At 60.2% G+C, this 24,742-nt stretch carries 22 protein-coding genes; 6 read left to right on the top strand and 16 right to left on the bottom strand.

Translation table 11 applies throughout. From position 1 onward, the window contains the following. Positions 1-17: 17 nt before the first annotated feature. The 4 genes from dxs to L6D63_RS11675 all read right to left on the bottom strand — a co-directional run bounded on the left by dxs (position 18) and on the right by L6D63_RS11675 (position 4,385). Positions 18-1,916, bottom strand: a complete 1,899-nt coding sequence (gene dxs / locus L6D63_RS11690; protein ID WP_131671528.1) for a 1-deoxy-D-xylulose-5-phosphate synthase — start codon at positions 1,914-1,916, stop codon at positions 18-20. Positions 1,917-2,007: 91 nt separating this feature from the next. Beyond that, positions 2,008-2,895: a (2E,6E)-farnesyl diphosphate synthase gene (gene ispA / locus L6D63_RS11685; protein ID WP_131671529.1), complete on the bottom strand. Its 888-nt coding sequence runs from the start codon at positions 2,893-2,895 to the stop codon at positions 2,008-2,010. Further along, positions 2,892-3,134 carry an exodeoxyribonuclease VII small subunit gene (locus tag L6D63_RS11680; protein ID WP_007894317.1) on the bottom strand — a complete coding sequence of 81 codons (243 nt, stop codon included), beginning with the start codon at positions 3,132-3,134 and terminating at the stop codon, positions 2,892-2,894. The genes ispA and L6D63_RS11680 overlap by 4 nt, the downstream gene beginning before the upstream one ends. Before the next feature lie 105 nt (positions 3,135-3,239). Further along, positions 3,240-4,385 (bottom strand): Fic family protein, encoded by a 1,146-nt coding sequence (locus tag L6D63_RS11675; protein ID WP_131671530.1) that lies wholly within the window; start codon positions 4,383-4,385, stop codon positions 3,240-3,242. A gap of 281 nt (positions 4,386-4,666) precedes the next feature. Here L6D63_RS11675 and L6D63_RS11670 point away from each other — a divergent pair, with 281 nt between their 5' ends. From L6D63_RS11670 to L6D63_RS11645, 6 genes are read left to right on the top strand one after another with little or no spacing between them, the layout of a single operon-like run. Then, complete coding sequence (locus L6D63_RS11670) at positions 4,667-5,458, top strand: YfaP family protein (protein ID WP_047296857.1); 792 nt, start codon at positions 4,667-4,669, stop codon at positions 5,456-5,458. Positions 5,459-5,496: 38 nt separating this feature from the next. Beyond that, positions 5,497-7,209 carry a DUF2138 domain-containing protein gene (locus tag L6D63_RS11665; RefSeq protein WP_236170331.1) on the top strand — a complete coding sequence of 571 codons (1,713 nt, stop codon included), beginning with the start codon at positions 5,497-5,499 and terminating at the stop codon, positions 7,207-7,209. Then, entirely contained in the window at positions 7,194-7,844 is a 651-nt protein-coding gene (locus L6D63_RS11660) for a DUF1175 domain-containing protein (RefSeq protein WP_121187413.1), read from the top strand. The genes L6D63_RS11665 and L6D63_RS11660 overlap by 16 nt, the downstream gene beginning before the upstream one ends. Continuing rightward, complete coding sequence (locus L6D63_RS11655; protein WP_131671532.1) at positions 7,841-12,415, top strand: alpha-2-macroglobulin family protein; 4,575 nt, start codon at positions 7,841-7,843, stop codon at positions 12,413-12,415. The genes L6D63_RS11660 and L6D63_RS11655 overlap by 4 nt, the downstream gene beginning before the upstream one ends. A gap of 1 nt (position 12,416) precedes the next feature. Next, complete coding sequence (locus L6D63_RS11650) at positions 12,417-14,036, top strand: DUF2300 domain-containing protein (protein ID WP_131671533.1); 1,620 nt, start codon at positions 12,417-12,419, stop codon at positions 14,034-14,036. Positions 14,037-14,039: 3 nt separating this feature from the next. Continuing rightward, positions 14,040-14,852 carry a YfaP family protein gene (locus L6D63_RS11645; RefSeq protein ID WP_131671534.1) on the top strand — a complete coding sequence of 271 codons (813 nt, stop codon included), beginning with the start codon at positions 14,040-14,042 and terminating at the stop codon, positions 14,850-14,852. Between the two features lie 23 nt (positions 14,853-14,875). On the opposite strand, the gene L6D63_RS11640 is transcribed toward L6D63_RS11645, so the two are convergent. The 12 genes from L6D63_RS11640 to eutC all read right to left on the bottom strand — a co-directional run bounded on the left by L6D63_RS11640 (position 14,876) and on the right by eutC (position 24,739). Continuing rightward, positions 14,876-15,310: a hypothetical protein gene (locus tag L6D63_RS11640; RefSeq protein WP_047296849.1), complete on the bottom strand. Its 435-nt coding sequence runs from the start codon at positions 15,308-15,310 to the stop codon at positions 14,876-14,878. 15 nt (positions 15,311-15,325) lie between these two features. Continuing rightward, positions 15,326-15,886, bottom strand: a complete 561-nt coding sequence (locus tag L6D63_RS11635) for a hypothetical protein (RefSeq protein WP_095668212.1) — start codon at positions 15,884-15,886, stop codon at positions 15,326-15,328. A 173-nt stretch (positions 15,887-16,059) separates the two neighbouring features. Beyond that, positions 16,060-17,145 carry a type II toxin-antitoxin system antitoxin DNA ADP-ribosyl glycohydrolase DarG gene (gene darG, locus L6D63_RS11630; RefSeq protein WP_047296845.1) on the bottom strand — a complete coding sequence of 362 codons (1,086 nt, stop codon included), beginning with the start codon at positions 17,143-17,145 and terminating at the stop codon, positions 16,060-16,062. Further along, the gene (gene darT, locus L6D63_RS11625) at positions 17,142-17,786 is read right to left on the bottom strand and encodes a type II toxin-antitoxin system toxin DNA ADP-ribosyl transferase DarT (protein WP_047296844.1); all 645 of its coding nucleotides are present in this window, start codon (positions 17,784-17,786) and stop codon (positions 17,142-17,144) included. The genes darG and darT overlap by 4 nt, the downstream gene beginning before the upstream one ends. Then, positions 17,783-18,364, bottom strand: coding sequence for a DarT ssDNA thymidine ADP-ribosyltransferase family protein (locus L6D63_RS11620; protein ID WP_047296843.1), 582 nt, complete (start codon positions 18,362-18,364; stop codon positions 17,783-17,785). Before L6D63_RS11620 ends, darT begins: the two co-directional genes overlap by 4 nt. 185 nt (positions 18,365-18,549) lie before the next feature. Beyond that, positions 18,550-19,470, bottom strand: coding sequence for a restriction endonuclease (locus tag L6D63_RS11615; protein ID WP_131671535.1), 921 nt, complete (start codon positions 19,468-19,470; stop codon positions 18,550-18,552). A gap of 507 nt (positions 19,471-19,977) precedes the next feature. Then, positions 19,978-20,724, bottom strand: a complete 747-nt coding sequence (locus tag L6D63_RS11610) for a S24 family peptidase (protein WP_047296837.1) — start codon at positions 20,722-20,724, stop codon at positions 19,978-19,980. A 223-nt stretch (positions 20,725-20,947) separates the two neighbouring features. Then, positions 20,948-21,475 carry an inorganic diphosphatase gene (gene ppa / locus L6D63_RS11605; RefSeq protein ID WP_003205933.1) on the bottom strand — a complete coding sequence of 176 codons (528 nt, stop codon included), beginning with the start codon at positions 21,473-21,475 and terminating at the stop codon, positions 20,948-20,950. A gap of 112 nt (positions 21,476-21,587) precedes the next feature. Beyond that, entirely contained in the window at positions 21,588-22,400 is an 813-nt protein-coding gene (locus L6D63_RS11600) for a M90 family metallopeptidase (RefSeq protein ID WP_131671536.1), read from the bottom strand. A gap of 4 nt (positions 22,401-22,404) precedes the next feature. Beyond that, on the bottom strand, positions 22,405-23,055 hold the full coding sequence (locus L6D63_RS11595) for a DedA family protein (RefSeq protein WP_041064947.1): 651 nt from the start codon (positions 23,053-23,055) through the stop codon (positions 22,405-22,407). Positions 23,056-23,338: 283 nt separating this feature from the next. Then, positions 23,339-23,800 (bottom strand): GNAT family N-acetyltransferase, encoded by a 462-nt coding sequence (locus tag L6D63_RS11590; protein WP_007958617.1) that lies wholly within the window; start codon positions 23,798-23,800, stop codon positions 23,339-23,341. Positions 23,801-23,914: 114 nt separating this feature from the next. Further along, positions 23,915-24,739, bottom strand: a complete 825-nt coding sequence (gene eutC, locus L6D63_RS11585) for an ethanolamine ammonia-lyase subunit EutC (RefSeq protein WP_131671537.1) — start codon at positions 24,737-24,739, stop codon at positions 23,915-23,917. Between the last annotated feature and the right edge of the window lie 3 nt (positions 24,740-24,742).

Here is a 24,742-nt window from a genome sequence, read left to right as displayed (position 1 = left end):
TCCCACAGGGATGGTGATTACTTGTTGAGCAGAGTCAGGCGCTCGCGAATCGAGGCTTCGATGCCCACTTCATCCAGCCCGCACTCGGCCAGCATTTGCGCCGGTTTGGCGTGCTCGACGTAAATGTCCGGCAAGCCCAGGTGCAGCATCGACCTGAGGATGTTCTCTCGCGCCAGGAATTCGCTGATCGCACCACCGGCGCCGCCCATGATCGCGTTCTCTTCAATGGTCACCAGCAGTTCGTGGCTGCCGGCGATCTCGCGCACCAACGCTTCATCCAGCGGCTTGACGAAGCGCATGTCGACCACGGTCGCATCCAGCTTCTCGGCGACTTTCAGCGCTTCGGTCAGTTGCACGCCGAACACCAGCAGAGCGACTTTGCTGCCCTGACGACGAACAATGCCCTTGCCGATCTCGATCGGCTCGAGGTCTTTGTCGATGGTCGCATTCGGGCCGGTGCCGCGTGGGTAACGCACCGCCGCCGGGCCGTTGTACAGGTGGCCGGTGGTGAGCATCTTGCGCAGTTCGTTTTCATCGCTCGGGGTCATGATGACCATGCCCGGGATGCAGCGCAGGTACGACAGGTCGAAGCTGCCGGCGTGGGTCGGGCCGTCTTCGCCCACCAGGCCGGCGCGGTCGATGGCGAACAGCACGTCGAGGTTCTGCACCGCGACGTCGTGCACCAACTGGTCGTAGCCGCGTTGCAGGAATGTCGAGTAGATCGCCACCACCGGTTTGGCACCTTCGCAGGCCATGCCGGCGGCGAACGTCACGGCGTGCTGTTCGGCAATTGCCACGTCGAAATAGCGCAGCGGGAAACGTTCGCTGAACGCCACCAGGTCCGAGCCTTCCTTCATCGCCGGGGTGATCCCGACCAGACGCGGGTCAGCCGCGGCCATGTCGCACAGCCACTCGCCGAACACCGCCGAATACTTCGGCCCGCTGGCCTTCTTCGGCGCGGCGGCCGGAGCGTCGACCGGTTCGAGCTTGGTGATCGCGTGGTAACCGATCGGGTCGACTTCCGCCGGAGCGAAGCCTTTGCCTTTCTTGGTGACGATATGCAGGAACTGCGGGCCTTTCAGATCGCGCATGTTGCGCAGGGTGGCGATCAGGGTCGGCAGGTCGTGGCCGTCGATCGGGCCGATGTAGTTCCAGCCCAGCTCTTCGAACAGGGTGCCGGGAACCAGCATGCCTTTGGCGTATTCTTCGGTGCGACGGGCGATTTCCCAGGCGCCGGGCAGGCGCGACAGGACTTTCTTGCTGCCCTCACGCATGCTTGCGTAGGTGCGGCTCGAAAGGATCTTCGCCAGATAATTCGACAGGCCACCGACGTTGCGCGAGATCGACATGTCGTTGTCGTTGAGGATCACCAGCATGTTGGCGTTGACTTCCGGCGCGTGGTTCAGCGCTTCGAAGGCCATGCCGGCGGTCAGCGCGCCGTCACCGATCACCGCAATCGCCTTGCGCTCGCTGTTTTGCAGGCGGGCGGCAATGGCCATGCCCAGCGCTGCGCTGATCGAGGTGCTGGAGTGGCCGACGCCAAAGGTGTCGTACTCGCTCTCGGCGCGACGCGGGAAGGCCGCGATGCCGTCCTTCTGGCGCAAGGTTTCCATGCGCTGGCGACGACCGGTGAGGATCTTGTGCGGATACGCCTGATGCCCGACGTCCCACACCAGCCGGTCATCCGGGGTGTCGAACACGTAATGCAGCGCGATGGTCAGCTCGATGACGCCCAGGCCCGCACCGAAATGCCCACCGGTCTGGCCGACCGTGTAGAGCAATTCCAGGCGCAACTCATCGGCCAGGGTTTCCAGCTCGGCTTCGCCTAACCGGCGCAGGCCGTCCGGCGTGTTCGCGCGGTCGAGCAGGGGCGTGGTCGGGCGCTTGCGGGGAATCTCATGAAACGTCGTGGGCATCAGGCGAATCGTTATAGGTATAAAAGATGCGGCAGTTTACCTGATGCATCGCCCCCTGCCCACGCGTTGGTCTTTTTTGGCGGATTCGCCGTCAGTTGCGCCGCTCGACAATATACCGGGCCAGGTCGCGCAAAGGCTCGGCGGCCGCGTCAAACGGTCGCAGCGCGTGCAGGGCTTGATCGCGCAGCTCAAGGGCATAGGCCTTGGCCGCCTCCAGCCCCAGCAGGGCCGGGTAGGTCGGCTTGTCGCGGGCGATGTCGGCGCCCTGGCGCTTGCCGAGGGTCTCGGTATCGCTTTCGACGTCGAGAATGTCGTCCTGCACCTGAAAGGCCAGACCGATGGCCTGTGCATAAGTCTGCAGGGCCTTGAGTTCATCCTGCTCGGCACGGCCGCTGGCCAGAGCGCCGAGTTTGACGCTGACTTCGATCAGCGCGCCGGTCTTGTGCCGGTGCATCTGCTCCAGCGCTTGTTGATCGAGCTTCAGACCGACCGAACCGAGGTCGATGGCCTGACCGCCGACCATGCCCGCCGGGCCTGCGGCGTGCGCCAGCGCCGTGACCTGTTGCAGGCGGATGTCGGCATCCAGATTGCTCAGGCGCGGATCGAGCAGGGCGCTGAAAGCCAGGCTCTGCAGGCCGTCACCGGCGAGGATCGCGCAGGCTTCGTCGAATTTCTTGTGGGTGGTGGGCTGGCCGCGACGCAGATCGTCGTCGTCCATCGCCGGCAAATCGTCGTGCACCAGCGAGTAAGCGTGGATCAGCTCAACCGCGCAGGCCGCGCCGTTGGCTTGCTCAGCCTTGCCGCCCAGCGCTTCGCACGCGGCGTAGGCCAGCAGCGGACGCACGCGCTTGCCGCCGATCATCACGCTGTAGTGCATCGCCTCATACAGGCGCGACAGCTCCGGCAGCGGCGCCTTGAAGAGCATTTCCAGTGCCGCATTGACTCGCGCCTGGCTGGTCGCCGAATACGCCGCAATCATTCTGGCTGGTCCGCGTCGAAGGGTTCCTCGGCGAGTTCGCCATCGCGCTCCAGCAGCACTTGCACTTTCTGCTCGGCCTGGGCCAGCGCTGCCTGGCAGTCACGGGTCAGACCGATGCCTTGCTCGAAAGCGGTCAGCGAGTCTTCCAGCGACAATTCACCGTTCTCCAGACGCTCGACCAGTGTTTGCAGGTCGGCGAGGGACTGTTCGAAATCCAGTGCAGCTTTTTTGCGGGCCATGGCGGCGATTTCCGGTTGACGTTAAACCGGCGCGACACTAGCAGATAGGGGGTTTATGGGCAAATGAGCGGGGCTTTCGTAAGCCCTCGCCAATGGGGCAGCGGTTCAATTGGAGGAATTGTCCGGGTAGGTGATTTTGTATCGCGTGCTCCGTCCGCCTCCGGGCATTCGCTGCAGACAACCCTTTTCCAGCAGTTCCGCCAGATGTCGCGTCGCCGTGGCTTTGGAGACCTTGGCAACCGCCTGATACTGCGCCGCGCTGATACCGTGTTCGAACCCGCGCTCTCCACCGTCGAGCAAACGATCGAGTACTTTGATCTGCTCCACCAAAAGCTCGGATTCACGGTGCGCCTGCCAAAACCGGGTTTTACCCAGCACACTTTCGATCCGCGCGATGGCTTGCTGCAGACTGCGTAAAAGCGTCTGCAGAAACCACGTGAGCCACTGGGTGACATCCAGTGTGGCTTTTTGACTGGCCTCAAGCACTCGGTAATAGCCGCTTCGGTCATCAAGGATGCTGGCCGACATCGCGTAAAACCGGATGGCCTGTGCTTCGCCTTGCGCCAGCGCCAGATCGGTGATGGTCCGCGTCAGGCGTCCGTTGCCGTCATCAAACGGATGCAGCGTGACAAACCAGAAATGCGCGATGCCGGCCCGCAGCAACGGATCCAGCGCTGTTTGATGCTGGCTGGCCTCGAACCAGGCAAGAAACCTGTCGAGCTGCCGCTCGAGACCTTGGCGCGGTGGCGCCTCGAAATGCACAGTAGGGCGGTCGAGACGACCGGAAACTACCTGCATCGGTTCGTCACCGCGAAGCGCACCGACATGCATCGACCTTGCGGTAAAGTCGCTTTCCTGATCCGGAAACAGCCATCGATGCCATTCCAGTAATCGCTCCAGCGTCAGTGGTTCAGCGAAGCGCCGGGTGGCGTCGAGCATCAGTTGCGCCAGGCCTTCGCTGCGTTGGCTGACTTTATCGCCGTCGGGCAATTCCAGCCCCAGGCGTCGAGCCAATGACGAACGCACTGAGCCGACATTCAACTGCTCGCCTTCAATCGCCGAGGAGGTCACGATGTTTTGCAGCAGTGCATCGAGTTCGGTCTGAGCGCTCAGGGAGTTGCCAACAGATCCGGCCATGCCCATCAATTGGCCTTGTGCCTGTACGCACTCGCGCAACAGGGGTGCCAGACGTTCGGCCTGCCAGTTGAAATCAGGCCAGTCAGGTTGTTGCCAGATCCATTGAGTCGTCATCGGTTATTGCCTGTAATAGGGCTGTGAGCCGAATAGAATCGCTATTCGGCTCATTTGGTGAGCCGAATATGACGGCTATTCGGCTCACCGTCCACTTTACGGCGTGATTCTCGCCGCAAATCCAGATGTATCCGATTGTTAAAAAACTGCCGAATCGCTAATCTTCGCGCCTTCTACGACCCGCTAGTCACGGGGTCTTTCAGACGAAACGCAGTTTCCACCGCTGTGAAGTACCGAGGATCGGGTGCAAGGTTTCGTTCAGGCATGGCAGGAGGCATTACATGCGTTCATTTCTTTGGCTGCTGATCGGTTGGGCTTGCGCGCCTGCGCTGCTGGCGGCGCCGACTGCCGAGCTGTCAGAGCCGTCCGGTGGCTGGCGTTATCACGGCCTGCTTGATCGCAGTGAAAACCCGCAAGTCGCCTATCCCACCCCGCCAATCGATCGTGGCATCCAGCGCAATCGCACGATGATCCAGGGCCAGCTCAAGGCTATCGGTCATCAGCGCGGGCCGCATACGCTGGCGGTCAACGGCAATCCATTGAATCTGTACACCGACGATGACGGGCGTTTCGCCCGGCCTTATGCGTTTGGCGCCGGCTCCAACAGTGTCGAAGTGCGCAGTGCCGAGGGGCAGTCGCTCAAGCGTGTGCAGTTCTATGAAGCGAACAACTTGCGCACTCCGGCGAAGATCCGCGTGGTGCTCGGCTGGGATGATCCCAAGGCCGAACTCGATCTGCACATCATTACCCCGGACGGCCAGCATGCGTTTTTCGCCCACACGGCATTAACCAACGGCGGCGGTCTGGATCCGGATGGCGTCGATGGCCCCGGCCCGGAAATGTTCACCATGACCGCGCCGCTGCATGGCACCTATCTGGTTTACGTCAACTATTGGGGCAACTTCGGCGACGGCGGCTATAACTTCGAGGAGGCCAGCAACCAGAACGAGGTCATCACCTCGCAAATCACGCTGGTGCTCAACGAAAACACGGTCGACGAAAAACGCGAAACATTCATCGTGCCCCTGCGGGCGATCGGTGATCTGCTGCTGGTCAAGACTTTCAACTATTAAGCATCCCGCTCCACGGATGAACTTCGGGTTTTGTGAACATGAGTGATAACGCTGCTTCTCCGGCTGTCCCGACTCCTGCCGGCCAACCTTCCCGGCGCTGGCCGGCGCTGCTGATCGGCCTGGCCCTGGTGGCCGGGGTGGCCGGTGGTCTCGGCTGGCTGCTGCACAAGCCCAAGGTGCCGGCGGCGGCATTGGCCAGCGACAAGCTCGGCCTGAGCCGTCCGGATGCGCTGCTGGAAACCCGCTCCCTGAGCCAGCTGCCCAAGGACCTGCTGACGGTGCCGTTCCTCAAGGCCACGCTCACCGAAGATTTCGTCTTCTATTACGAAACCCACGCCGACCGTCTCGGCCTGATCGGCAGCCTGCGCCGGATCATCTACGAACACGACTTGAAGCTGCAGGACAGCCTGATCGAGCAGCTTTTCGACCAACCGGCCGATGTAGCGTTGTGGCGCGGTGCCGACGGCCGGCTCAAGGATTTCCTGCTGGTGATGGATCGCGGCGGGTTGGCGAAGCTGCTTGAGCCGTTGGCGAAAGTCGCGCTGGACGATGCGCAGCTCAGCGTGTTCGGCAGCCTCAAGGTCGGCGGTGACGAAGTGCCGCTGTACCAGCTCAGCTACAACGCCAGCAAATCACTGCTGTTCGCGTCGCGTGGCGACAAACTGGTGGTGCTGTCCAACCCGAACAAATATTACGACCCGGCCAATGGCGAATCGGAAGAGTCCGGGCACGTCTCGCCGCAGGCGCTGGCCGCGCTGCTCAACGGCGACAAACTGTTCCCCGAGGCCTTCGGTCTGCCGGCCAGGGCGCCGGAGATCAAACAGCGTCTGTCGGTCAATTCCAGCGTCCTTGCGATGGGCTATCAGCGCTTCATCCCGAACTTCGCCGGGCTGCGTTTCGACATGGACGACAAAGGCTGGCACAGCTATCTCGCCATGGATGAGCTGGATAACCAACCGGACTTCGATTTCAAACCGGTGTGGCAAGCCATGCCGCTGGGCGCCAGTGCCTGCGTGACCTTGCCGGTGGCGGCGGAACCGCAGAAACCGCTGCTGGTGAAACTCGGCGCCGACGAAGCCGTGGCGCAGAAACTCACCGAGCACGTCGCCGGTGCGGCAGGCCTGTGCTGGTACGCCGATTCGCGGTTGTACACGCCGTTGCTGGTCGCCAGCCTTAAGGATGAGGACAGCAGCAAGCTCGATGGCGACCTGGGCACGTTGTTCGGTTCGATGGTGGGCGCCTACGAGTCGAATGTCGACGAACACGCGTTTCCAGTGGTCGAGAAGCAGGAAGGTCAGAGTCATGTCTGGCAGCGTCAGGTCAGCTCCAACTTCGGTCCGTACGCCGCCAAGACTGCCGAGAACCCGGACGCGATCAGCGGCCGCGCTTTCATGAAAGTCAGCCTCGCGCGTCACGGTTCGACGCTGCTGTTCTCCCTCGACGACAAACTGGTCGACAAGGCCCTCGGCACCCTCGACAAGCGCTTCCCGCCGATGGCTGACGTGCTGCCGAAAGATGTGTTGATGCCGATCTACTTCGGCCCGGATTCGATGGCGCAACTGATGCAGCAGGAAACCCTAGACAGCCTGCCGCAGGACATGGAGCCGGTGTTCTACAACGCCGCGCAAACCTACCTGATGCCGAAACTGCGCACCCTCGGCGGTATGGGCAAATACGCCCTGACCTTGCCCGAAGGCAGCGAGCCAGACGGCCACTGGCAATGGCTGCCGCTGGAATGGAAAGCGCTGTGACGGCATTGATCCGCAGCCTCGGCCTGCTCGCGCTGTTGCTCAGCGCCAGTGCCCGAGCCATCGAAACGCCTGCGCTGGATCCGGCGCAGTCCCAGGTATTCCGCGCCTGGTTCGTGCGCATCGCTCAGGAGCAACTGAGCCAGGGCCCGAGCCCGCGCTGGTATCAGCAGGACTGCGCAGGCCTCGTGCGTTTTGCCGCCAACGAAGCGCTGAAGGTCCACGACGACAAATGGCTGCGCAGCAATGGCCTGTCCAATCGCTACCTGCCGCCGGAACTGTCGCTCAGCGATGAGCAGCGCAAGCTCGCCCAGCAATGGCAGCAGGGCGGCGGCAAGGTCGGGCCGTACGTCAACGCGATCAAACTGATTCAGTTCAACAGCCATCTGGTCAGCCGCGACGTGTCCCAGGCACGCCCCGGCGACCTGATGTTTTTCGATCAGGGCGACGACCAGCACCTGATGATCTGGATGGGCCGCTATATCGCCTATCACACCGGCACGACCACCCCCACTGACAACGGCATGCGTTCGGCAAGCCTGCAGCAACTCATGACATGGAAGGACACCCGATGGATACCCGACGCAGCCAACCCCAACTTCATCGGCGTCTATCGACTGAACTTTCTCTCCCAATGACCGGTGCCCGCATGCTGCGACTCTGCGCTCGAATTCCTCTGCTGCTGGCGCTGTTGCTGCCATTGGCGACCGTCAACGCTGAAGATTCGGTGGAGCCAAGCGGCTACACGCCAGTCGCCGGTGAAAGCTTCTTCCTGCTGGCCGACAGCAGTTTCGCCGCCGACGAGCAGGCGATGGTGCGTCTCGAAGCACCGGGCCGCGACTACCGCCGTTTCCGCATGGAGCCGTATGGCGGCGCCGACATTCGCGTGTACCGCATCGACAAACCGCTGGATTTCCTCAAGCGCCAGAAGAACCTGCACCGGGTGGTCAGCGACGGCCAATTCAAGGGCGAAGGCCTGTCCAACACCCTCGCGTACCTGTGGGACAACTGGTACCGCAAATCGCGGCGGGTGATGCAGCGCGCGTTCTCCTACGAGTCGCGCAAGCAGGTCACCGAGGAAGTGCCGGAGCTGAAGATGGGCACCGCCATCGCTGCGCCGACGCCGTACGACGCGCAGCCGCAATTCGCGCTGATTCCGGGTCTGCCGGTGGTCAGCCAGTTCCGTTATCCGCTGTGGCAGGCCAAACCGATCCAGCCGCCGGCCGGCGTCAATCTGGCCGGGTCGTCCAGCGAGTTCGTCAGCGTTGCGCCGGGTAACGTGTACATCCCGCTGGGCAACCTGAAGCCGGGTCTGTACCTGGTCGAAGCGCTGATCGGCAAGTACCGCGCGACCACCATGGTCTTCGTTTCCAACACCGTGGCGGTGAGCAAGATTGCCGGTGATGAATTGCTGGTCTGGGCCGCGCGCAAACACGAAGGCAGTTCGGTGCCGAAGGTCAATGTGCTGTGGACTGACGGCCTCGGCGTGATGAGCAGCGGTGCCACCGATGCCGATGGTTTGCTGCGTCTGAAACACGTCAGCCCCGAGCGTTCCTTCGTCATTGGCGAGGACGAAGAGGGCGGGGTGTTTGTCTCGGAAAACTTCTACTACGACAGCGAAATCTACGACACCAAACTCTACGCGTTCACCGACCGGCCGCTGTATCGCCCGGGTGATTGGGTGTCGCTGAAAATCGTCGGTCGCGAATTCAAGAATGCGCGGGATTCGGTATTGCCGGGTGCGGCTGACGTAACGGTCAGCGTACTGGATGCCACCGGCACCGAGCTGCAACACCTCGACCTGAAACTCGATTCCAAGGCCGGTACACAAGGCCGGTTCCAGTTGCCGGACAATGCCGTGGCCGGTGGTTACGAGATCCGCTTCAACTACAAGGATCAGGCCTACAGCAGCGCTTTCCGTGTGGCCGAATACATCAAGCCGCACTTCGAAATTTCGCTGAATCTGGCCAAGCAGGATTACCGCACTGGTGAGCCGGTGAAGGGCAGTCTGGTGCTGCTGTACCCGGACGGCAAACCAGTGGCCAACGCCAAACTGAGCCTGAGCCTGCGTGCCCAACAACTGTCGATGGTCGACAACGAGTTGCAATACCTCGGGCAATTCCCGGTGGAGCTGACCAGCACCGAACTGACCACCGACAGCAAGGGCAACGCGACCCTCGACCTGCCGGCCGCCGACAAACCGAGCCGCTACATGCTCACCGTGTTTGCCAGTGATGGCGCGGCGTATCGGGTCAAGACCACTAAGGAAATCCTCATCGACCGTGGCGCCGCGAGCTTCCGCCTGAGCGCGCCGCAACGCTTCAGCGCGGTCAACGACAAAGTCGCGTTCCGCTACGTCAACGAGGGCGGCAGCGAGCAGAGCAAAGCGGTCACCCCGAGCACCTACAGCTGGGTGCGCCTGGAAGACCAGAGCACCGGTGAAGGCAAACTGGCGGCGACCGACAAGGGCTTCAGCATTGCCTTCGAACGTCCGGGCACTTACAACTTGACGCTGAAAGATCAGCACGGTCGGGTTCTCGGCGCCACCGGTCATTCGGTTACGGGGGAGGGTGTCAAAGCGGTGCCGGGCACTGTGGAAATCGTCCTCGACAAGCCTGAGTACAAGGCTGGCGATGAAGCGCTGGCGCTGATCACCTTCCCGGAGCCGGTCAACGATGCCCTGCTGTCGCTGGAGCGCGATAAGGTCGAGGCCACCGCGCTGCTGGCTAAAGGCGGCGACTGGCTGAAGCTGGAAAAACTCAGCGACACCCAATACCGCGCGCGGATTCCGGTGAAAGACAATTTCGCGCCGAACCTGACCTTCTCGGTGCTGTACACCAAGGGCGGGCAGTACAGCTTCCAGAACGCCGGGATCAAGGTGGTCGCACCGCAAATCGACGTGGCGATCAGCACCGACAAAGCGGTGTATCAGCCGGGCGACACCGTCACCGTCGACCTGACCACGCAGTTCGCCGGCAAAGCCGTACCGGCGCACCTGACCGTCAGCGTGGTCGATGAAATGGTCTACGCGCTGCAACCGGAAGTCGCGCCGACCATCGACCAGTTCTTCTACCACCCACGGCGCAATAACGTGCGCACCAGCGCCAGCCTGTCGTTCATCAGTTACGACGTGGCGTTGCCGGGCAGCCCCGGCGCACCGGGCAAGGCCAACCGCAGTGAGCGCGGGGTGAAAGTGCTGGAGCGTCCGCGTCGTGAAGACGTCGACACCGCCGCATGGCAGCCAGAGTTGTTGACCGGTGCCGACGGCAAAGCCCGTTTCACCTTCAAGATGCCGGACTCGTTGACCCGCTGGCGCATCACCGCGCGGGCCATCGCCGATGACGGCCAGGTCGGGCAGAAGAAGCAGTTCGTCCGTTCGGAAAAACCGCTGTACCTGAAGTGGAGCGGGCCGAGCAAATTCCGCAAGGGCGATCAGCCACAACTCGGTGTATTCGCTTTCAGCCAGGCCGAGAAACCGGTCAAGGCTGAGCTGGTCAGCCATTACGCCGGCGCCGAACAACGCCTGCCGGTGACGCTGAACAACGGCATCAACTATGTGCCGCTGCCAGCGTTCGCCCTGGCCTCGGGTGAGTGGACTGCCGAACTGGTACAGGACGGCAAAACCGCTGACGCCCTCGCCGTGCGCCTGAGTGCGACCGGTGACGGCTGGCAAGTCACGCAAACCCAGAGCCTCGACGTGGCCAGCGGCGACACACCGTTGAGTTTGCCAGCAGATGCCACCGATATTCGCCTGCGTCTGGATGACAGTCCGCAAGCGCTGTTCCGTTCCGCGCTCGATGATCTGCTGAGCTACCCGTACGGTGGCGTCGAGCAGACCGCCAGCCGCTTGCTGCCGCTGAGCATTGCTTATCCGTCGCTGGCGTCGAACCCGCAGATCCGCGATCGACTGCGCCTGATCATGCAGAACAGCCGCCTGCGTCTGGTGCAGATGGCCGGACCGTCGGCGAGCTTTACATGGTGGGGCTTTGACGGCGAGCCGGACGCCTTCCTCACTGCTTACGCTTACTACGCCGACTGGAACGCCAGTCAGGTGCTGGAACTGACTTTGCCGCCGGAGCATTGGCAGCGGGTGCTGGAGGTCTACGCCAAGCAAGCGCCGAACACGCCATTGCTGCAGCGGGCGCTGATTCTGTCGTTCGCTCGGCAGATGCACTTGCCGGTGAACACCTTGCTCAGCGGTTTGATGGACGATCTGGCCAAGGCCGGTGAGGGCAACGCCGAAACCCTGATGGACGACGGTGAAGACAGCCTGGTGATGAGCGATCCGGATTCGGCGCTAGGGCTGGCGGCGGCGCGGGTATTGACTGCGGCGCTGGCCACGCAGTCGAAAGTCGCGTTGCCGGAGGCGTTCAATCGACAGGTCGGTGCGGCGCAACAGCGTCTGGCGGTCAGTTCGCAGCCGTTTGCCGAAGCGCTGAATTTGTCGCTGCAAGCGTTCGATCAGGCCCGCGCGACGGCGTTGCTGCAACGTCTGTTGCCACAGCAATCGACCCTCGAACGGGCGCTGGCGCTGAGCTGGTTGCAACGCAGCATCGCTCAGGCCTCGCCGACCATCGCGCTGCTGCCGGGTGAAGGCTGGAAGAAAAACTACGGCGCCACCGGCGAGATGTACTGGACCTGGCAGGGTGCGACGCCGGTGCCGAGCGTGTTGTCGGTGTCCGGCACTCAGGAGCGTCCGCTGCGCGCGGCGCTGAGCTTCCAGACCCAGCAACCGGCGGTCGATCCAATGGCCGTGACGATCACCCGGCGTCTGTCGCGACTGGTGCCGGGCGACGAAGCGTTCACCTTCAAACTGGAGCCGGTCGGCGCTAAACCGCTGTCCAGTGACAGCCTGTACCTGGACGAGGTGATCCTCACCAGCAAGGCGCCGAAACCGCTGCGCTACGGCATGCTTGAAGTGCCGCTGCCACCGGGTGCCGATGTCGAGCGCACTACCTGGGGCATCAAGTTGCAGGGCAAGGACGGCACCGAGCCGACCGCGCTGGAGAAGGCGCGCTTCGAGCCGGGGCAACTGGCCTACGCGGTGCCGGTGGATGCGCTGAGCGGCGAATTGCGTTTGCGCCATCTGGTGCGCTTCTCGCAGAAGGGCCAGTTCAACTTGCCGCCGGTGCGTTTCACTCAGGTCTACGCGCCGCAGCATCAGGCCCGGGAAGCGAAAGCCGCCCTCGGTCAGGTCACGGTCAACTGACATGAACCGGCCGCTGCTGTGGCTGCTGATGTGTGTGATGCCTGCGCTGGCGACGGCGCAGGATGAGCCGCTGCGGCTGGCGTACAAGGGTGAGTTGCTGTCGTTGAATCACACGCAACTGATCGCTCGCGAGCCGTTGCCGTCGACGCTGGAGACGCCGCTGGGCAGCCTGTGGAAATTGTTCGTCTATGCGTGGCTGGTGGATACCGGTGCCCGCGAGCCGGCGTATGAGTGTCGCGGACAGTCGAAGGACGAGGTTTATTGCTGTTCGGCGGGCGGCAGGATCGAGCGTGATCAGGCGTTGGTGAAATCCTGCGGCTTGTACTTCGAGCCTGCGCGGTTGGGCATCACAGCTGCCGATTGGCGCACGTATTGGCAGGCGCGGCAGGCCCCGTCGTGGTTGCTGGATTTGCCGACCGTGCAACCGGCTACTCGGGTTTCCGTGACGGACTTGCTGAAGGTGTTGTCGGTGCTGCCAGCGCAGGAGCAGATGCGTCGCGTGTTGCTCGACGTCGTGCTGAATGCGGCGGACGGCAATGTCGTCGGCGAACTGGGTGGTCGCCTGCGGGTTAAGACCTGGAGCTGGCTCGGCGATCAGGATCCGCAGTCGCGCCAGGGTGGTTTCGCCGGTTGGACGGCGGACGGCTCGCCGATCTGGGCCGGTGGCCGGGGCACCAGTCAGATGGTTTTGCGCCATTACGGGCAGGCGTTGGCGACGGTGTTGCCTGCTTCCTGGCCGGCGGAAGCAGGGCGTTGTGTTGAGGTCGGACTGTTCTCGCGTTATCCGCTTTCGCGAGTCATGTCGGGTGAGCGCGTCGCTGGTTCCGGGCCTTTGCAGGGCGACTACCGCGTCGAATTCGCCAACGGCAATGCGCTGGATATCCACAGTTCCGGCGAACTGTTTCTGCTCAACGACAAACTGGTCGCCAGACTTGATCGCGAAGAATACGTCGCCCGCGTCCTTGAGCGCGAAGCCAAACCCGAACCCGCCGAAGCTGCCAAAGCCTTGGCCGTGGCGATCCGCACCTATCTGCTGCAAAACGCCACGCGCAACGGCGATTGCCTGAGCATCGACGACAGCAGCAACCGTCAGCGCGTCGCTCCGCGCCCGGCCTCCGCCGAGTCGCGCAACATCGCGGCGTGGACCGCGGATCTGGTGTTGGCCGGCAGCACCGTCACCTATCACTCCGATCAACCCGGCCCGGACAAACTCGCCTGGCAACAAGCCGTCGAGCAGGCCAGCGCCGGCCAGCGCTATGACGCGATTCTGCTGCACGCTTATCCGCGCGCCAGCCTCAGCCGTTGGGACAACCCGGTCGCTTCCTGCGAAGCGCTGCCTGCCGCGCAAGACTGGCTGCAAAAGCAGCGTCGCGGCTGGCGTCCGACCCTGGAAAGCGAAACCGGCTACAACGAAGTCAGCACGTTCGCCGTGTGCAAACTGGCGTTCGGCCGCCCGTTCGTCGATCGCGAACGCCAGCGCATCTACGTGCGCGGCGTGCTCACGCTGCAGGATCGCCTCGACCTGACTCACGAATACCTGCACCTGGCCTTTGAAGCACATCCCAACGGCCAGGATGAAACCTACATCGAAGGGCTCGCCCGTCACCTCTTGCTGGAATAGACCATGACACTCCGTTATCCACAGGTCTTGCTGTTGCTCTGCGCGTTCAATGCATGGCCGATGGCGATGGCCGCCGACAGCGTCAAACTCGACACCCCGGTCGGCGGCTGGCGCACCGGCGCGCCCGAGGGCGAAGGCGAAAACTTCCGCCAGACCGTCAACTACCCGGCTTCTTCGGTCAACACCCCGGTCGGCCAGGCCAACACCGCGCGCATCAGCGGCGAAATCAAAGCCACCCCCAAGAACAAGGAGCCCGGCCGGTTGATCGTCAATGGTGTCAGCATGCCGCTGAAAATCGACGACAGCGGCCGCTTCGACCGTCCGTTCTCCTTCCCCAACGGCAGCAACAGCGTCGAAGTGCGCAGCCCCGACGGCCAGCAACGCCATCGCACGCAGTTCCTCAACGCCAGCGGCGGCGCGACTCCGGCCAAACTGCGCGTGTTGCTGTCGTGGGACAGCGACGGTACCGACCTCGACCTGCACCTGATCACCCCCGACGGCGCGCACATCTGGTACGGCGATCGAGTCGCGCCCAATGGCGCGGCGCTCGACGTCGACGTCACTACCGGCTACGGCCCGGAAATCTTCGCCATGCCGGCACCGATCAAGGGCCAGTATCTGGTGTATGTGAACTACTTCGGCGGTGGTTATCGCGGGGATGATGAAGGCGGGGAAGAGGCGGTGCAGCCGCTGACCACGGCGCAGGTGTCGGTGATTACCGAGGAAGGCACGCCGAGCGAGAAGATGGAGACGTTTGTGGTGCCGATGCGGGTGGTGGGGGAGTTGACGTTGGTGAAGTCGTTCAGTTATCCCTGAGCAGGTACCTGCTCAGGGTTGCACTAGAAACCGGGCGGAATATAACCGGGCACGAACGGCACGTTGATGCACTTGCCGTGAATGATCTTTCCGTCCTCGATCCTGAACAGCACGATCTTTTTCGCCTTGTTGACGGTGGCTTCGAGTTTGCAATCGGAACTGTGGCCGACCGTCTGGTAATACTCGGTGTAAACCATGCCGTTACCGGTGTGATTCATTGAAGTACCGGCCGCTTCCGTGGTGGTCCAACTGGACGATTTATACCAGGTGAGCACAGCCAGATTCTCGCCGTTGGCCCCGGTCTGTTTTTTCATCGAGTCGGGTTTGCCAAACAGATCGAGCGCTTCCTGAACATCGCGTCCTTCCCAGCGCGACTGCGCAATCAAGTGGCAGCCATTGATCAGCAAAACGGCGGGCGTTATCAGCAGCGCCAATAACGTTTTAGTCCATGGGTTCATCGTTATTCCCGCCGCTTACTTGTTGCCCAGGATCGAGTCGAGGTTATCCATCATCTGGCCTTTCTCCTGAATCGGCGCCAGTTTGAAGAACATCTGCTGCATACCCTGAATCATCTGCAGGTACTCCATCTTGCCCAGCGCGATCATGTCCTTTTTGGCAGGTGAGCAAACGAACTCGCTGGTGCGCTGCACCCAGAACTCCTTCGGCTGCTGCCATTGGTCATTAACTTTCAGGTTGCGCATCATGTAGGCGATGCGATCAACCGACTGGCCATTGAGCATTCGGACCTTATTCGTCGAACACTGAACTTCGAGGTTGTAGGCATCGATCATCGGTTTGCCGGGTTCTTCATACACCAGTGTCACGGCGACCAACTTGGCCCCCTTGGTGTGCTTCGACGGCACGACTGAAGTGCTGTCGGCGACATACATGATATTCTTGTGGGGAATACCGTTGCCGTAAATGATCCACCAGTCACCAACGAGCTTCGGCTCGTCTGCCAAGGCTGAAGTGGTAGCGGTCAGGAGTACGGTCAGTAGAACAGCGAATTGATTGAGTTTGAAAAACGACGACATGGTGTTGCTCCATTCCTTGGCGCTTTTGTAATGCACAAAAACAGAATGGAAATTTAGTGGTGAGGTTGGGCGCGGGGCAATTAGGGCGGATGTGCTAATGGCTTATTGCGATGCCCGTTTCAGTCAGGGCATGGTAAGGGGGCAAGTACTTCTTGCCCCATTTCATAACGATGTCAGGCCGCTATTTCCGGGCTGAAGCTGGTGGATGTCAGACGAGCGATCGCAATGCCTAGTGCCTGATCATCGAATAACTTGTTTTTACGCACCGCAGCTGCGGCTCCGCCGTCCCAATTCTTCATTGCTTTACGTACCGCAGGAATGGTTGGAGCAATCCTTTCCCGAATCAGCAACCAATCAACGGTCGCCAGCAACTCCATGCCGAAAGGTGACTCAAAACCATCGATCAATTCGGCCGTTCGCTCTAAAGCCTGGGAGTATTCCTTGGCTTCGGTCTTGAGGTAGGTCTGCAAAAACGTTTTGCGATCTTGATCAAACCAAATGACATCGGTGATTCCAGCATCACTGATGCGCTTGTCGCAATGTAGATAGCTGCCATCCAGATTGTTGAGCAGATGCTCCAATCGATTGGCATACGGACCGAATTTATGAGCGACAAATTTGAGGTTTAGCGGATTCTCGGTATCTGGAGTTTTCTCGATTGCACGCTCAAGAAACCAAGCCAGTTTCTGAATTTCAAGCAGGCTGCATTCCATGCCCAGAACCCAATAACGCCGAACCAGTTCAGCAATCAGTGCGCGTGCCGGAGTGAGCTGCTCAACGCCATCGCGCTTAGCGACATTCAGATACTGATTGGAGGGTTCGAACACTAATATATCGACATCCAGGTCACCCAGCACTTCTACAATCTGCTCGCGCACTTCGGGCCACTTCAAACCACCGTTACCAGCGCCCAGCGGAGGAACAGCAACGGACTTCACATCGTTTTCAAGCAGGAACCGTCGCAGGTCATGCAAACCTTCGGTTATCCACGCCATTTGCGACGGAGAACGCCAATGGCGCTTGGTCGGGAAATTCACGATCCAGCGGGGGCCATCGAGTTCGTTGGTGGCCGTCACATGCATCTTGCCGGTTTCTACTTCCCCGGCCTTACATGCCGCTGCATACACGCGGTAATTCTGCGCAAAGCGCTCTTTGAACATCAGCGCGATGCCCTTACCCATCACGCCAACGGTGTTCACCGTGTTGACGAGGGCTTCGGTTTTGGCTTCCAGCAGGTTGCCTTGGGTGAATCTGATCATTGGAAATACCATGTGGGGCGCGCATGAACCGGCAACGTCAGGCCTCTGGCGGCAACGTCTGCTTCTATGCGTACTTTCATTGCATCGGTGTGGCACATGATGCCCAGTAGTCCCGTAATCGGTAAATGATGGTGGATCAGCGCCTCAGCCTGATAACGCTCCATTTTGCGAGGGTCGTCAGGATCGCGCTTGAAGTCGCGCCGTTGAAGGATAGACCAATCGACCTGGTCGAGATTCGCCAGATCGCTGTAGTAGTTTGTCCAACTCGGGTAAGCATGTGCGTTTGTGAAGACAAACGGTAGGCCAAGCTCTTCAACGCGATAAAGGCTCGAGACCAGAATCACGATCTCGTCGTTGCTGCGTTGCTGAACACTCCACCCAGAGTGAATGTTCTGCATCATCACCGAGAAAGGTGTGAAATAGAAGGGCACGTAGTCGGCCAGAACGCCTTCGGGCGCAATAGGCACCTGACGGGTACGGCGCTTGTCGATCAATTCGACGTTGCCGATATTCACGTACTGAGGTGCCTGTACTTCCGAGTTTGCACAATGCAGACCGTTGTCCAGAATCCAGGGCAGGTTATCGCGATGGACGATACGCCAAATCAGAGCTTTCTCTGGATTCAGGTTGGTATAGATCATTGATAAAACATTCTCTGGTTTACGCTGGTCTGCACATTAACATCGGCCGCCTGTAATTTAGCTACGCAAAGTGCATCAACTTCTTCGCTGGGGGTGAAGATTTTGAAGAAGGCATCAGGTTTAACAACCCCCGGTGCGAGACACTCTGCCATGCAGATGCTTTTGCAATGAGGGTCTAGGTAATCGCGACTGCTCATGACATTCCACTCGATGGCTTCGAAACCCTGTTCGTAATCAAGTAGCTGTATTGAGTCGCCTGCTAACGGGTGGCGTGGAATGACTTTCCAGCCGTATTGCTTGGCTGTTGATCTGTAGACCGAGATCAACACAAATTGTGCCTCTGGCCTACTGCGCTGAACGCTTCCGTCAAATGGATTCTTCGCAAACCAGTGGAAGGGGACGTAGTTGTCGAGCTGCAGAGCCTGCCGCTTTTTCAGGATTTCAGCATCTGCGACGTCTTTGAAACCCGAGAGGCCGGCGCGAGGTTTCAAGCCATCCCTGAAAATCCCATCCAGGTTTTCAACTGAAGTGAGATGGTAGAGAAGCTTCTGATCCTTGATGCTTTTAACGTCCGACATAGTGGTCTCCTTGACCTGCACATCAACCTATACTGAATTCAGTCCCGGCCTCGCCCCGTGCTGATGTAACCCTCGATCCGTGGGGGTTGGTAGAACAATTGTCGTGATTCTAATGTGCCATCACTTTTCACGGCAAGCCCAATATAGGAATCGAATAACCGGGCCAAATTGACTCACCACTGAACTCATTCCTCATCAAAATAATCGCGATCCAGCGTCGGCAACCGCAACAAACGTGATGTCACGCCCACCTCATGATCCATCATCAGATGCACGAGCCGCGTGCCGTCTACCAACACAATACCGTCCACCGATTTGGCAAAGTCGACAGCGTGCGCTGTGAAGCCGGACGTAGTGATGAAAACGCCACGCTTGGCTTTTTGCCCAGCGAGCGCTCCGTAGAACGCCTGCAGTTCAGGCCGGCCAACCGTGTTCTGCCAGCGCTTGGCCTGAACGTAAACCTTCTCCAGCCCCAATTTATCGAGCGAAATAATGCCGTCGATGCCGGCATCACCGGAACCGCCGACACGTTGCAGATCATTACGACTGGCGCCGTAACCCAGGCGATGAAGTACATCCAGCACGATCACTTCGAAGCGGTTGGCGCTGACTTGCAGCAAGTTATCCAAAAGGTCGGCCGCCGTGGCATCGCGCAATTCTTTTAGCGCTCGCTCCAGTCGGTCGTCGGGGCTTTCGGTGGCTGAGGCCAAATCTGGCTCTACATTTGGTTGGTCATCCAGTGGCTCGGCATCAGGCGCGACTTTCAGCTTCACATTCATGTAGCCGATAGCTAAGTGCTCCACATCCTTGGCCGACAGTGGAAATGCATGCTCCTTGGCGTACTGCACGCCTACATCAGTCAATTTCCAATAACCGCGTTTGGCACTGCTGGAAAGGCCTGCACGCTTGAGACGATCGTGCGCCCAACCTGATCGGTTCTTGTAGGTAGCTTGGCCACTGGCGATCAGTTCTTCGCGTTGTGCTTCGGTCAGTTGCAGCATTTTCGCTGCTGCTTCGTGCGCGTCCCGAGCAATAGCACCCTCGGGCTTTGTGGCGAGAAAACGCAGGATCGGCTCAATGAACTGATCGTAGGTTGGAACGGACATGGGCGCATCCCTGTGCTGATGGGTGTTTTTAACTGACTGGCGGGCGAGTATAAATTAACGCTCGCTGAGGATGCCTTCGCGAGTTAGCGCTGGTGCGGTAAAAGCGTAAGTCGCCGTGTCTCGGCTCATTTATATGCCGAAAGGCCGAATAGGACATTTTTTAGCAGGCATTAAAAAGCCGGCTTGTGGCCGGCTTCTCGGGGACTGGCTTGGTTTATTTTTGGTAAACCGCGTCAGCCTTCAAAACGTACACCCGGATCTGCGTCCGGCTGTGGGACTTGGTCAGACGTTGGTCTGCCGCGTCAGGCGTCATCTGGGCCGCAGGAGCGGGGCGATGCGCAAATGTGGGGCGCAGGATACTGAGTTTTGTCGGGGATTCCCAGTCTCAAGTGCGGAATAGAGCCACTGCGGAGGGCAAAATTAGTCATTTGTACTGATTTTCGGGGCCTCTTCGCGAGCAGGCTCGCGCCCACAGGGGGTGGTGCAGGGTCGAAGGTCCGTATCCGATCAGAGAAACGGCACCACCGGCCGGCGTTTGCCCAGGGTCGACCACCAGAATACCCACCCCAGGATATGGATTCGTTGCTCTTCGATCTGCGCGGCGCGAAAGATTTCGTCCGGGTGTTCGGCGCTGTTATGGCTGCGCAGGCGCAGGGCGTTGCCGGGCATACGGTGCAGGTATTTGATGCGCAGCATGCCGTCGTGTTCGATGGCGTAGATTTCGCCATCGACGACTTGGGTCAGGCCGCGGTCGATGCCGACGATAGAGCCGTCTTCGATGCGCTCGGCCATGCTGTTGCCGATCATGTGTGCGCAGATGGCGTCGGTGTGGCGGATTTCCAGTTGATCGAGGTGGGCGCGGGGCAGGCGGATGGTTTGTTCGGGGTCGAGGATGACGTGGGTTTTGCCGGCGCCGTTGGTGATCGGCGTTTCCTTGAAAAACGGCAGTTCGATGTCCCTGGGGTCTATGACGGTGTAGACGCCGCAGATGGCCTCGGCATCAAAGGTGTCGCCGTTGCTGGCAGGCGTCTGCAGGCGCGGTAACTCCTTGCTGCCTTCGCCGGTCTTCAGCCACTCGCTGTTGACCGAGAGCAGGCGCGAGACTTCCTCCATGCGATACGCCGGGACACCCCGGGTGTACCAGTTATGAATGTTTTGGGCTTCCGTGCCCCAGAACTTTGCGAATCCCGTGGTGGTGATGTTCGCTGCTTCCAGGAGTGCCTTGAATCTTGGACCGCTAGTGTTCTTTCTCATAAACACCGAGTCTACGGCCGTGCCAGAGCGGTTTGAATAAACCGGGTGTTCAAAAAAAGGCTGTATTTTGCGACTGGATGTAAGACGTGCTTGTGGGAAATCACTCACATCGAAACTTTTCTGTAGTCCGTGATAAACACACTGTTTAAAACGCCATTGCTCAGGCACAAAAAACCCCGGATCAACCGGGGTTTTCTTCAGGCATCTTGCAGTCAGCAGGTGCTTAGCCCTTGTAGGCAGCAACCGACTTGGTGATCGCTTCGCGAGCGGCGTCAGCGCCAGCCCAGCCTTCGATCTTGACCCACTTGCCTTTTTCGAGATCTTTGTAGTTCGCGAAGAAGTGCTCGATCTGCTGGATCAGCAGCGGTGGCAGGTCGGTGTATTCCTTCACGTCGACGTACAGCTGGGACAGCTTGTCGTGTGGCACTGCGATGACTTTGGCATCGCCGCCGCCGTCGTCGGTCATGTTCAGGATGCCGACTGGGCGCGCGCGGATCACCGAGCCTGGAGCAACCGGGTAAGGGGTCACAACCAGCACGTCGAGGGGATCACCGTCGTCAGCCAGGGTGTTCGGGATGTAACCGTAGTTGGCCGGGTAGAACATTGGGGTGGCCATGAAACGGTCAACGAACAGGCAATCGCTGTCTTTGTCGATTTCGTATTTGATCGGCGCGTGGTTGGCCGGGATCTCGATCGCGACATAGATGTCGTTCGGCAGGTCTTTGCCAGCCGGAATCTTGCTGTAGCTCATTGGGCATTGCCCCCGTAGTTGACCAAAAACACTTGGCCGGATTGACCAAAAAGTGGCGGCGATTATAGGCATATTCCTACGCCGACGCCACGTACCAGAAGTCGTGCAGCGTTTACGCGTGCGCCTGATAGACCGGGTCTGTGGCCTGAAGTTGCCGCAGCCTTCCCAACGGATCCTGCCGGTAGAAAAGCTGCAGTTGCAAGTAGACCTGTGGATAAGCCGCGTGCAGCAGATCCGGGGCGCTGAAAAAGTATTCGCTGGTGACCGCGAAGAACTCCGCCGGGTCTTCGGCGGCGTAAGGGTCGATGGCAGTTTCGGCGTCGGGGTTGCGGTCGAGCTGGCGGTTGAGGTCATCGTAGGCGTGTTGCATGACCTCGGCCCAGTCGCTGACGCGCATGTCGGCGTGCAGCGGCGGCAGGCCGTTGGCGTCGCCGTTGAGCATGTCGAGTTTGTGCGCCAGTTCGTGGATCACCAGGTTGTAGCCTTCCCAGCCACCACTGGCCATCACCCCCGGCCAGGCGAGGATGATCGGGCCCTGTTGCCAGGCTTCGCCGCTGTGTTCACCGTCCCACTCGTGCTCGACACCGCTGGCATCGCGATGCCGTTGCGGGCTGAGAAAGTCATCGGGATAAAGGACGATTTCGTGGAAACCCTGATACCAGTTCAAGTCGCCGAGATTGAGCAGCGGCAACTGGGCCTGGGCGGCGAGCAACAGGCGTTGTTCCTGATGCAATTCAACACCGGGCAGGGCGGTCAGGTGTTTTTCTTCGAGGAACAGGACGCAGGCTTCACGCAACCACTGGTCTTCGGCGGCGCTGATGCCGTCGAGAAAACTCAGGTGATGGCGCACCCGTTGCCACATCTCGTCGGCAATCGGGTGCCTGGCCAGAATGCGCCGGCGACGCCAGGCGCTCAGTGACCACATCGGATCAGTGGGTTTCGACTTTGGCGCCGCCGAAACGGCTGCGCACCACACCGATGATCATCGGTACCAGCGACAGCAGGATGATGGCGACCACCAGCAGCGACAGGTTCTTTTTGATGAACGGCACGTTGCCGAAGAAATAACCCAGGGTCACCAGACCGCCGACCCACAGCACGGTGCCGAACACGCTGAACGCGAAGAAACGCGGATAAGGCATTTTCCCGACGCCGGCGACGAACGGTGCAAACGTGCGGATGATCGGCAGGAAGCGCGCCAGGGTCACGGTTTTGCCGCCGTGCCTGTCGTAGAAATCGTGGGTTTTTTGCAGGTAATCGCGACGGAAGATTTTCGAATTCGGGTTGCTGAACAGTTTTTCGCCCGCCGTTCGGCCAATCACGTAGTTGGTGCTGTCGCCGAGGATCGCCGCGAGCATCAACAGACCGCCCAATAGCACCGGATCCATGCCACCGCCCGCCGCCACGGCACCGGCGATGAACAGCAGCGAATCACCCGGCAGGAACGGCATCACCACCAGACCGGTTTCACAGAAGATGACCGCGAACAGAATCGCGTAGATCCACGGCCCGTAGTTGGTGACCAGCAAATCGAGGTACACATCGAGATGCAGGATAAGGTCGAGCGGGTTGAAATCCATGGGGGCACCTGTGGTGACGGCCCGACTCGGCAGGCCTGTGCGGATGATTCGGGTGTAAGCCTACAGCGGGGTGTAGTTTTTCTTACAAGCCGGAAAGCTCGGGATTATACGGTCTGAGAGGTGAAAAGCGCGTTGGTTTTGTAGCGAGGGATGTCGGGGGGTGAATAAATGTCAGGCAGACTTCGGGTTTGATAAAAGATCAAAAGATCGCAGCCTGCGGCAGCTCCTACCTTTGGAATGCGTTATCCCTGCAGGAGCTGCCGCAGGCTGCGATCTTTTGATTTCAGAGCTCGTCGCTGATCGGCAACACGTAGTTCTTGAACTCGGTGTCTTCCTTGAAGCCAATGGATTCGTAGGTCTTCTGCGCCACCTCATTGTCAGCACTGGTGGACACGCGCATGCGCACGGCCTGGGTTTCCTTGGCCATTTTCTTCGCGGTGCGGATCAGGTTGTCGGCCACCAGCTGGCGGCGGGCATCTTCGGCGACATAGATGTCGTTGAGGATCCACACGCGCTTGAGCGACAGCGAGGAGAAACTTGGATACAGCTGGCAGAACCCCATCAGTTTCTTGTCGTCATCATCGGCCAGGGCCAGATAAATCACCGATTCCTTGCGTCGCAGGCGCTTTTCGAGAAACGCGCGGGAGGAATCCGGGTAAGGCAGGGAACCGTAGAACTCGCGATACTTGACGAACAACGGGGTCAGCAAATCCAGGTGTTCGAGGGTCGCTTGAATAATCCGCATGATAGGTCTCGTCTTCAAGTGGCTGTCTTCAACTGCTCTGACGGCGATGGGAAACCCTGCGGCCGTGCTTCGATCCTGCCTTAAAGCAGCGCAGAAACGCAATGCGGAAACGGTTCAGGTTGTGGGTGGATCAAGCAGGAAGTTTCCCTTCATGTCCGCACCCGTGTCCGACTCCAGCGTCTGTACTTGCGCTTCATCCTTCAGGTTGACCCCCGACAGCTGCCGCCGACAGGCTTCGCGCATCAGATACAACAAGCGATGCGCCGCCATGCCATAGCTCAAGCCCTCAAGCCGCACATTGGAGATGCAATTGCGGTAGGCATCGGTCAGCCCGACTTTTGGATTGTAGGTGAAATACACACCGAGGCTGTCGGGCGAGCTGAGGCCCGGACGCTCGCCGATCAGCATCACGACCATTTTTGCGCCCAGCAACTGACCGATCTCGTCACCGATGGCCACTCGACCCTGCTCCACCAGCAACACGGGGGCAAGTGACCAGCCGTCGGTGCTCATCTGCTCCTCCAGACGGCTCAGAAACGGCAAGGTATGGCGATGCACCGCCAGCGCCGACAAACCGTCCGCCACCACAATCGCCACGTCGACCCCGCCGGGATTGGCCTGCGCGTGCTCATGCAGGGCCTGCGCCGAGGTGTCGCTGAGCTTGCGCCCCAGATCCGGACGTTGCAGGTAGCTGTTGCGATCAGTCGCCGCGCTGTGCAGCAATAAACTGTCGCGCCCGCGTTCGCGCAGTTGCGCGCTGAGTCCGGCATGATCGAACGGCAGATGCACCGCATCCCGCGCCTGAGCGTGGGCGAACTGGAAATCCAGCTGGGCGCGGGTTGGCAGGCTGGTGCCGGTACGGCCCAGGGCGATGCGCGCCGGGGTCAGGCGGCGCAACTCCAGCCAAGGGTTTTGCGGGTCCACAGGCGGTTTTTCCATCAC

The organism is Pseudomonas parakoreensis (assembly GCF_021602155.1).
GTDB classification, from domain to species: domain Bacteria; phylum Pseudomonadota; class Gammaproteobacteria; order Pseudomonadales; family Pseudomonadaceae; genus Aquipseudomonas; species Aquipseudomonas parakoreensis.
This window is presented reverse-complemented; position numbering and strand designations above follow the sequence as displayed.

What these genes read in the sequence shown, in the direction of transcription:
- L6D63_RS11640 (WP_047296849.1), bottom strand. Translation starts at nt 15,310, where the DNA reads ATGAACCCATGGACTAAAACGTTATTGGCGCTGCTGATAACGCCCGCC.
- L6D63_RS11655 (WP_131671532.1), top strand. Translation starts at nt 7,841, where the DNA reads ATGACCGGTGCCCGCATGCTGCGACTCTGCGCTCGAATTCCTCTGCTG.
- L6D63_RS11680 (WP_007894317.1), bottom strand. Translation starts at nt 3,134, where the DNA reads ATGGCCCGCAAAAAAGCTGCACTGGATTTCGAACAGTCCCTCGCCGAC.
- L6D63_RS11615 (WP_131671535.1), bottom strand. Translation starts at nt 19,470, where the DNA reads ATGTCCGTTCCAACCTACGATCAGTTCATTGAGCCGATCCTGCGTTTT.
- darG (WP_047296845.1), bottom strand. Translation starts at nt 17,145, where the DNA reads ATGATCAGATTCACCCAAGGCAACCTGCTGGAAGCCAAAACCGAAGCC.
- L6D63_RS11590 (WP_007958617.1), bottom strand. Translation starts at nt 23,800, where the DNA reads ATGCGGATTATTCAAGCGACCCTCGAACACCTGGATTTGCTGACCCCG.
- L6D63_RS11645 (WP_131671534.1), top strand. Translation starts at nt 14,040, where the DNA reads ATGACACTCCGTTATCCACAGGTCTTGCTGTTGCTCTGCGCGTTCAAT.
- L6D63_RS11650 (WP_131671533.1), top strand. Translation starts at nt 12,417, where the DNA reads ATGAACCGGCCGCTGCTGTGGCTGCTGATGTGTGTGATGCCTGCGCTG.
- L6D63_RS11610 (WP_047296837.1), bottom strand. Translation starts at nt 20,724, where the DNA reads ATGAGAAAGAACACTAGCGGTCCAAGATTCAAGGCACTCCTGGAAGCA.
- dxs (WP_131671528.1), bottom strand. Translation starts at nt 1,916, where the DNA reads ATGCCCACGACGTTTCATGAGATTCCCCGCAAGCGCCCGACCACGCCC.
- L6D63_RS11600 (WP_131671536.1), bottom strand. Translation starts at nt 22,400, where the DNA reads ATGTGGTCACTGAGCGCCTGGCGTCGCCGGCGCATTCTGGCCAGGCAC.
- darT (WP_047296844.1), bottom strand. Translation starts at nt 17,786, where the DNA reads ATGATCTATACCAACCTGAATCCAGAGAAAGCTCTGATTTGGCGTATC.
- L6D63_RS11670 (WP_047296857.1), top strand. Translation starts at nt 4,667, where the DNA reads ATGCGTTCATTTCTTTGGCTGCTGATCGGTTGGGCTTGCGCGCCTGCG.
- L6D63_RS11620 (WP_047296843.1), bottom strand. Translation starts at nt 18,364, where the DNA reads ATGTCGGACGTTAAAAGCATCAAGGATCAGAAGCTTCTCTACCATCTC.
- eutC (WP_131671537.1), bottom strand. Translation starts at nt 24,739, where the DNA reads ATGGAAAAACCGCCTGTGGACCCGCAAAACCCTTGGCTGGAGTTGCGC.
- L6D63_RS11595 (WP_041064947.1), bottom strand. Translation starts at nt 23,055, where the DNA reads ATGGATTTCAACCCGCTCGACCTTATCCTGCATCTCGATGTGTACCTC.
- L6D63_RS11635 (WP_095668212.1), bottom strand. Translation starts at nt 15,886, where the DNA reads ATGTCGTCGTTTTTCAAACTCAATCAATTCGCTGTTCTACTGACCGTA.
- ppa (WP_003205933.1), bottom strand. Translation starts at nt 21,475, where the DNA reads ATGAGCTACAGCAAGATTCCGGCTGGCAAAGACCTGCCGAACGACATC.
- L6D63_RS11665 (WP_236170331.1), top strand. Translation starts at nt 5,497, where the DNA reads ATGAGTGATAACGCTGCTTCTCCGGCTGTCCCGACTCCTGCCGGCCAA.
- ispA (WP_131671529.1), bottom strand. Translation starts at nt 2,895, where the DNA reads ATGATTGCGGCGTATTCGGCGACCAGCCAGGCGCGAGTCAATGCGGCA.
- L6D63_RS11660 (WP_121187413.1), top strand. Translation starts at nt 7,194, where the DNA reads ATGGAAAGCGCTGTGACGGCATTGATCCGCAGCCTCGGCCTGCTCGCG.
- L6D63_RS11675 (WP_131671530.1), bottom strand. Translation starts at nt 4,385, where the DNA reads ATGACGACTCAATGGATCTGGCAACAACCTGACTGGCCTGATTTCAAC.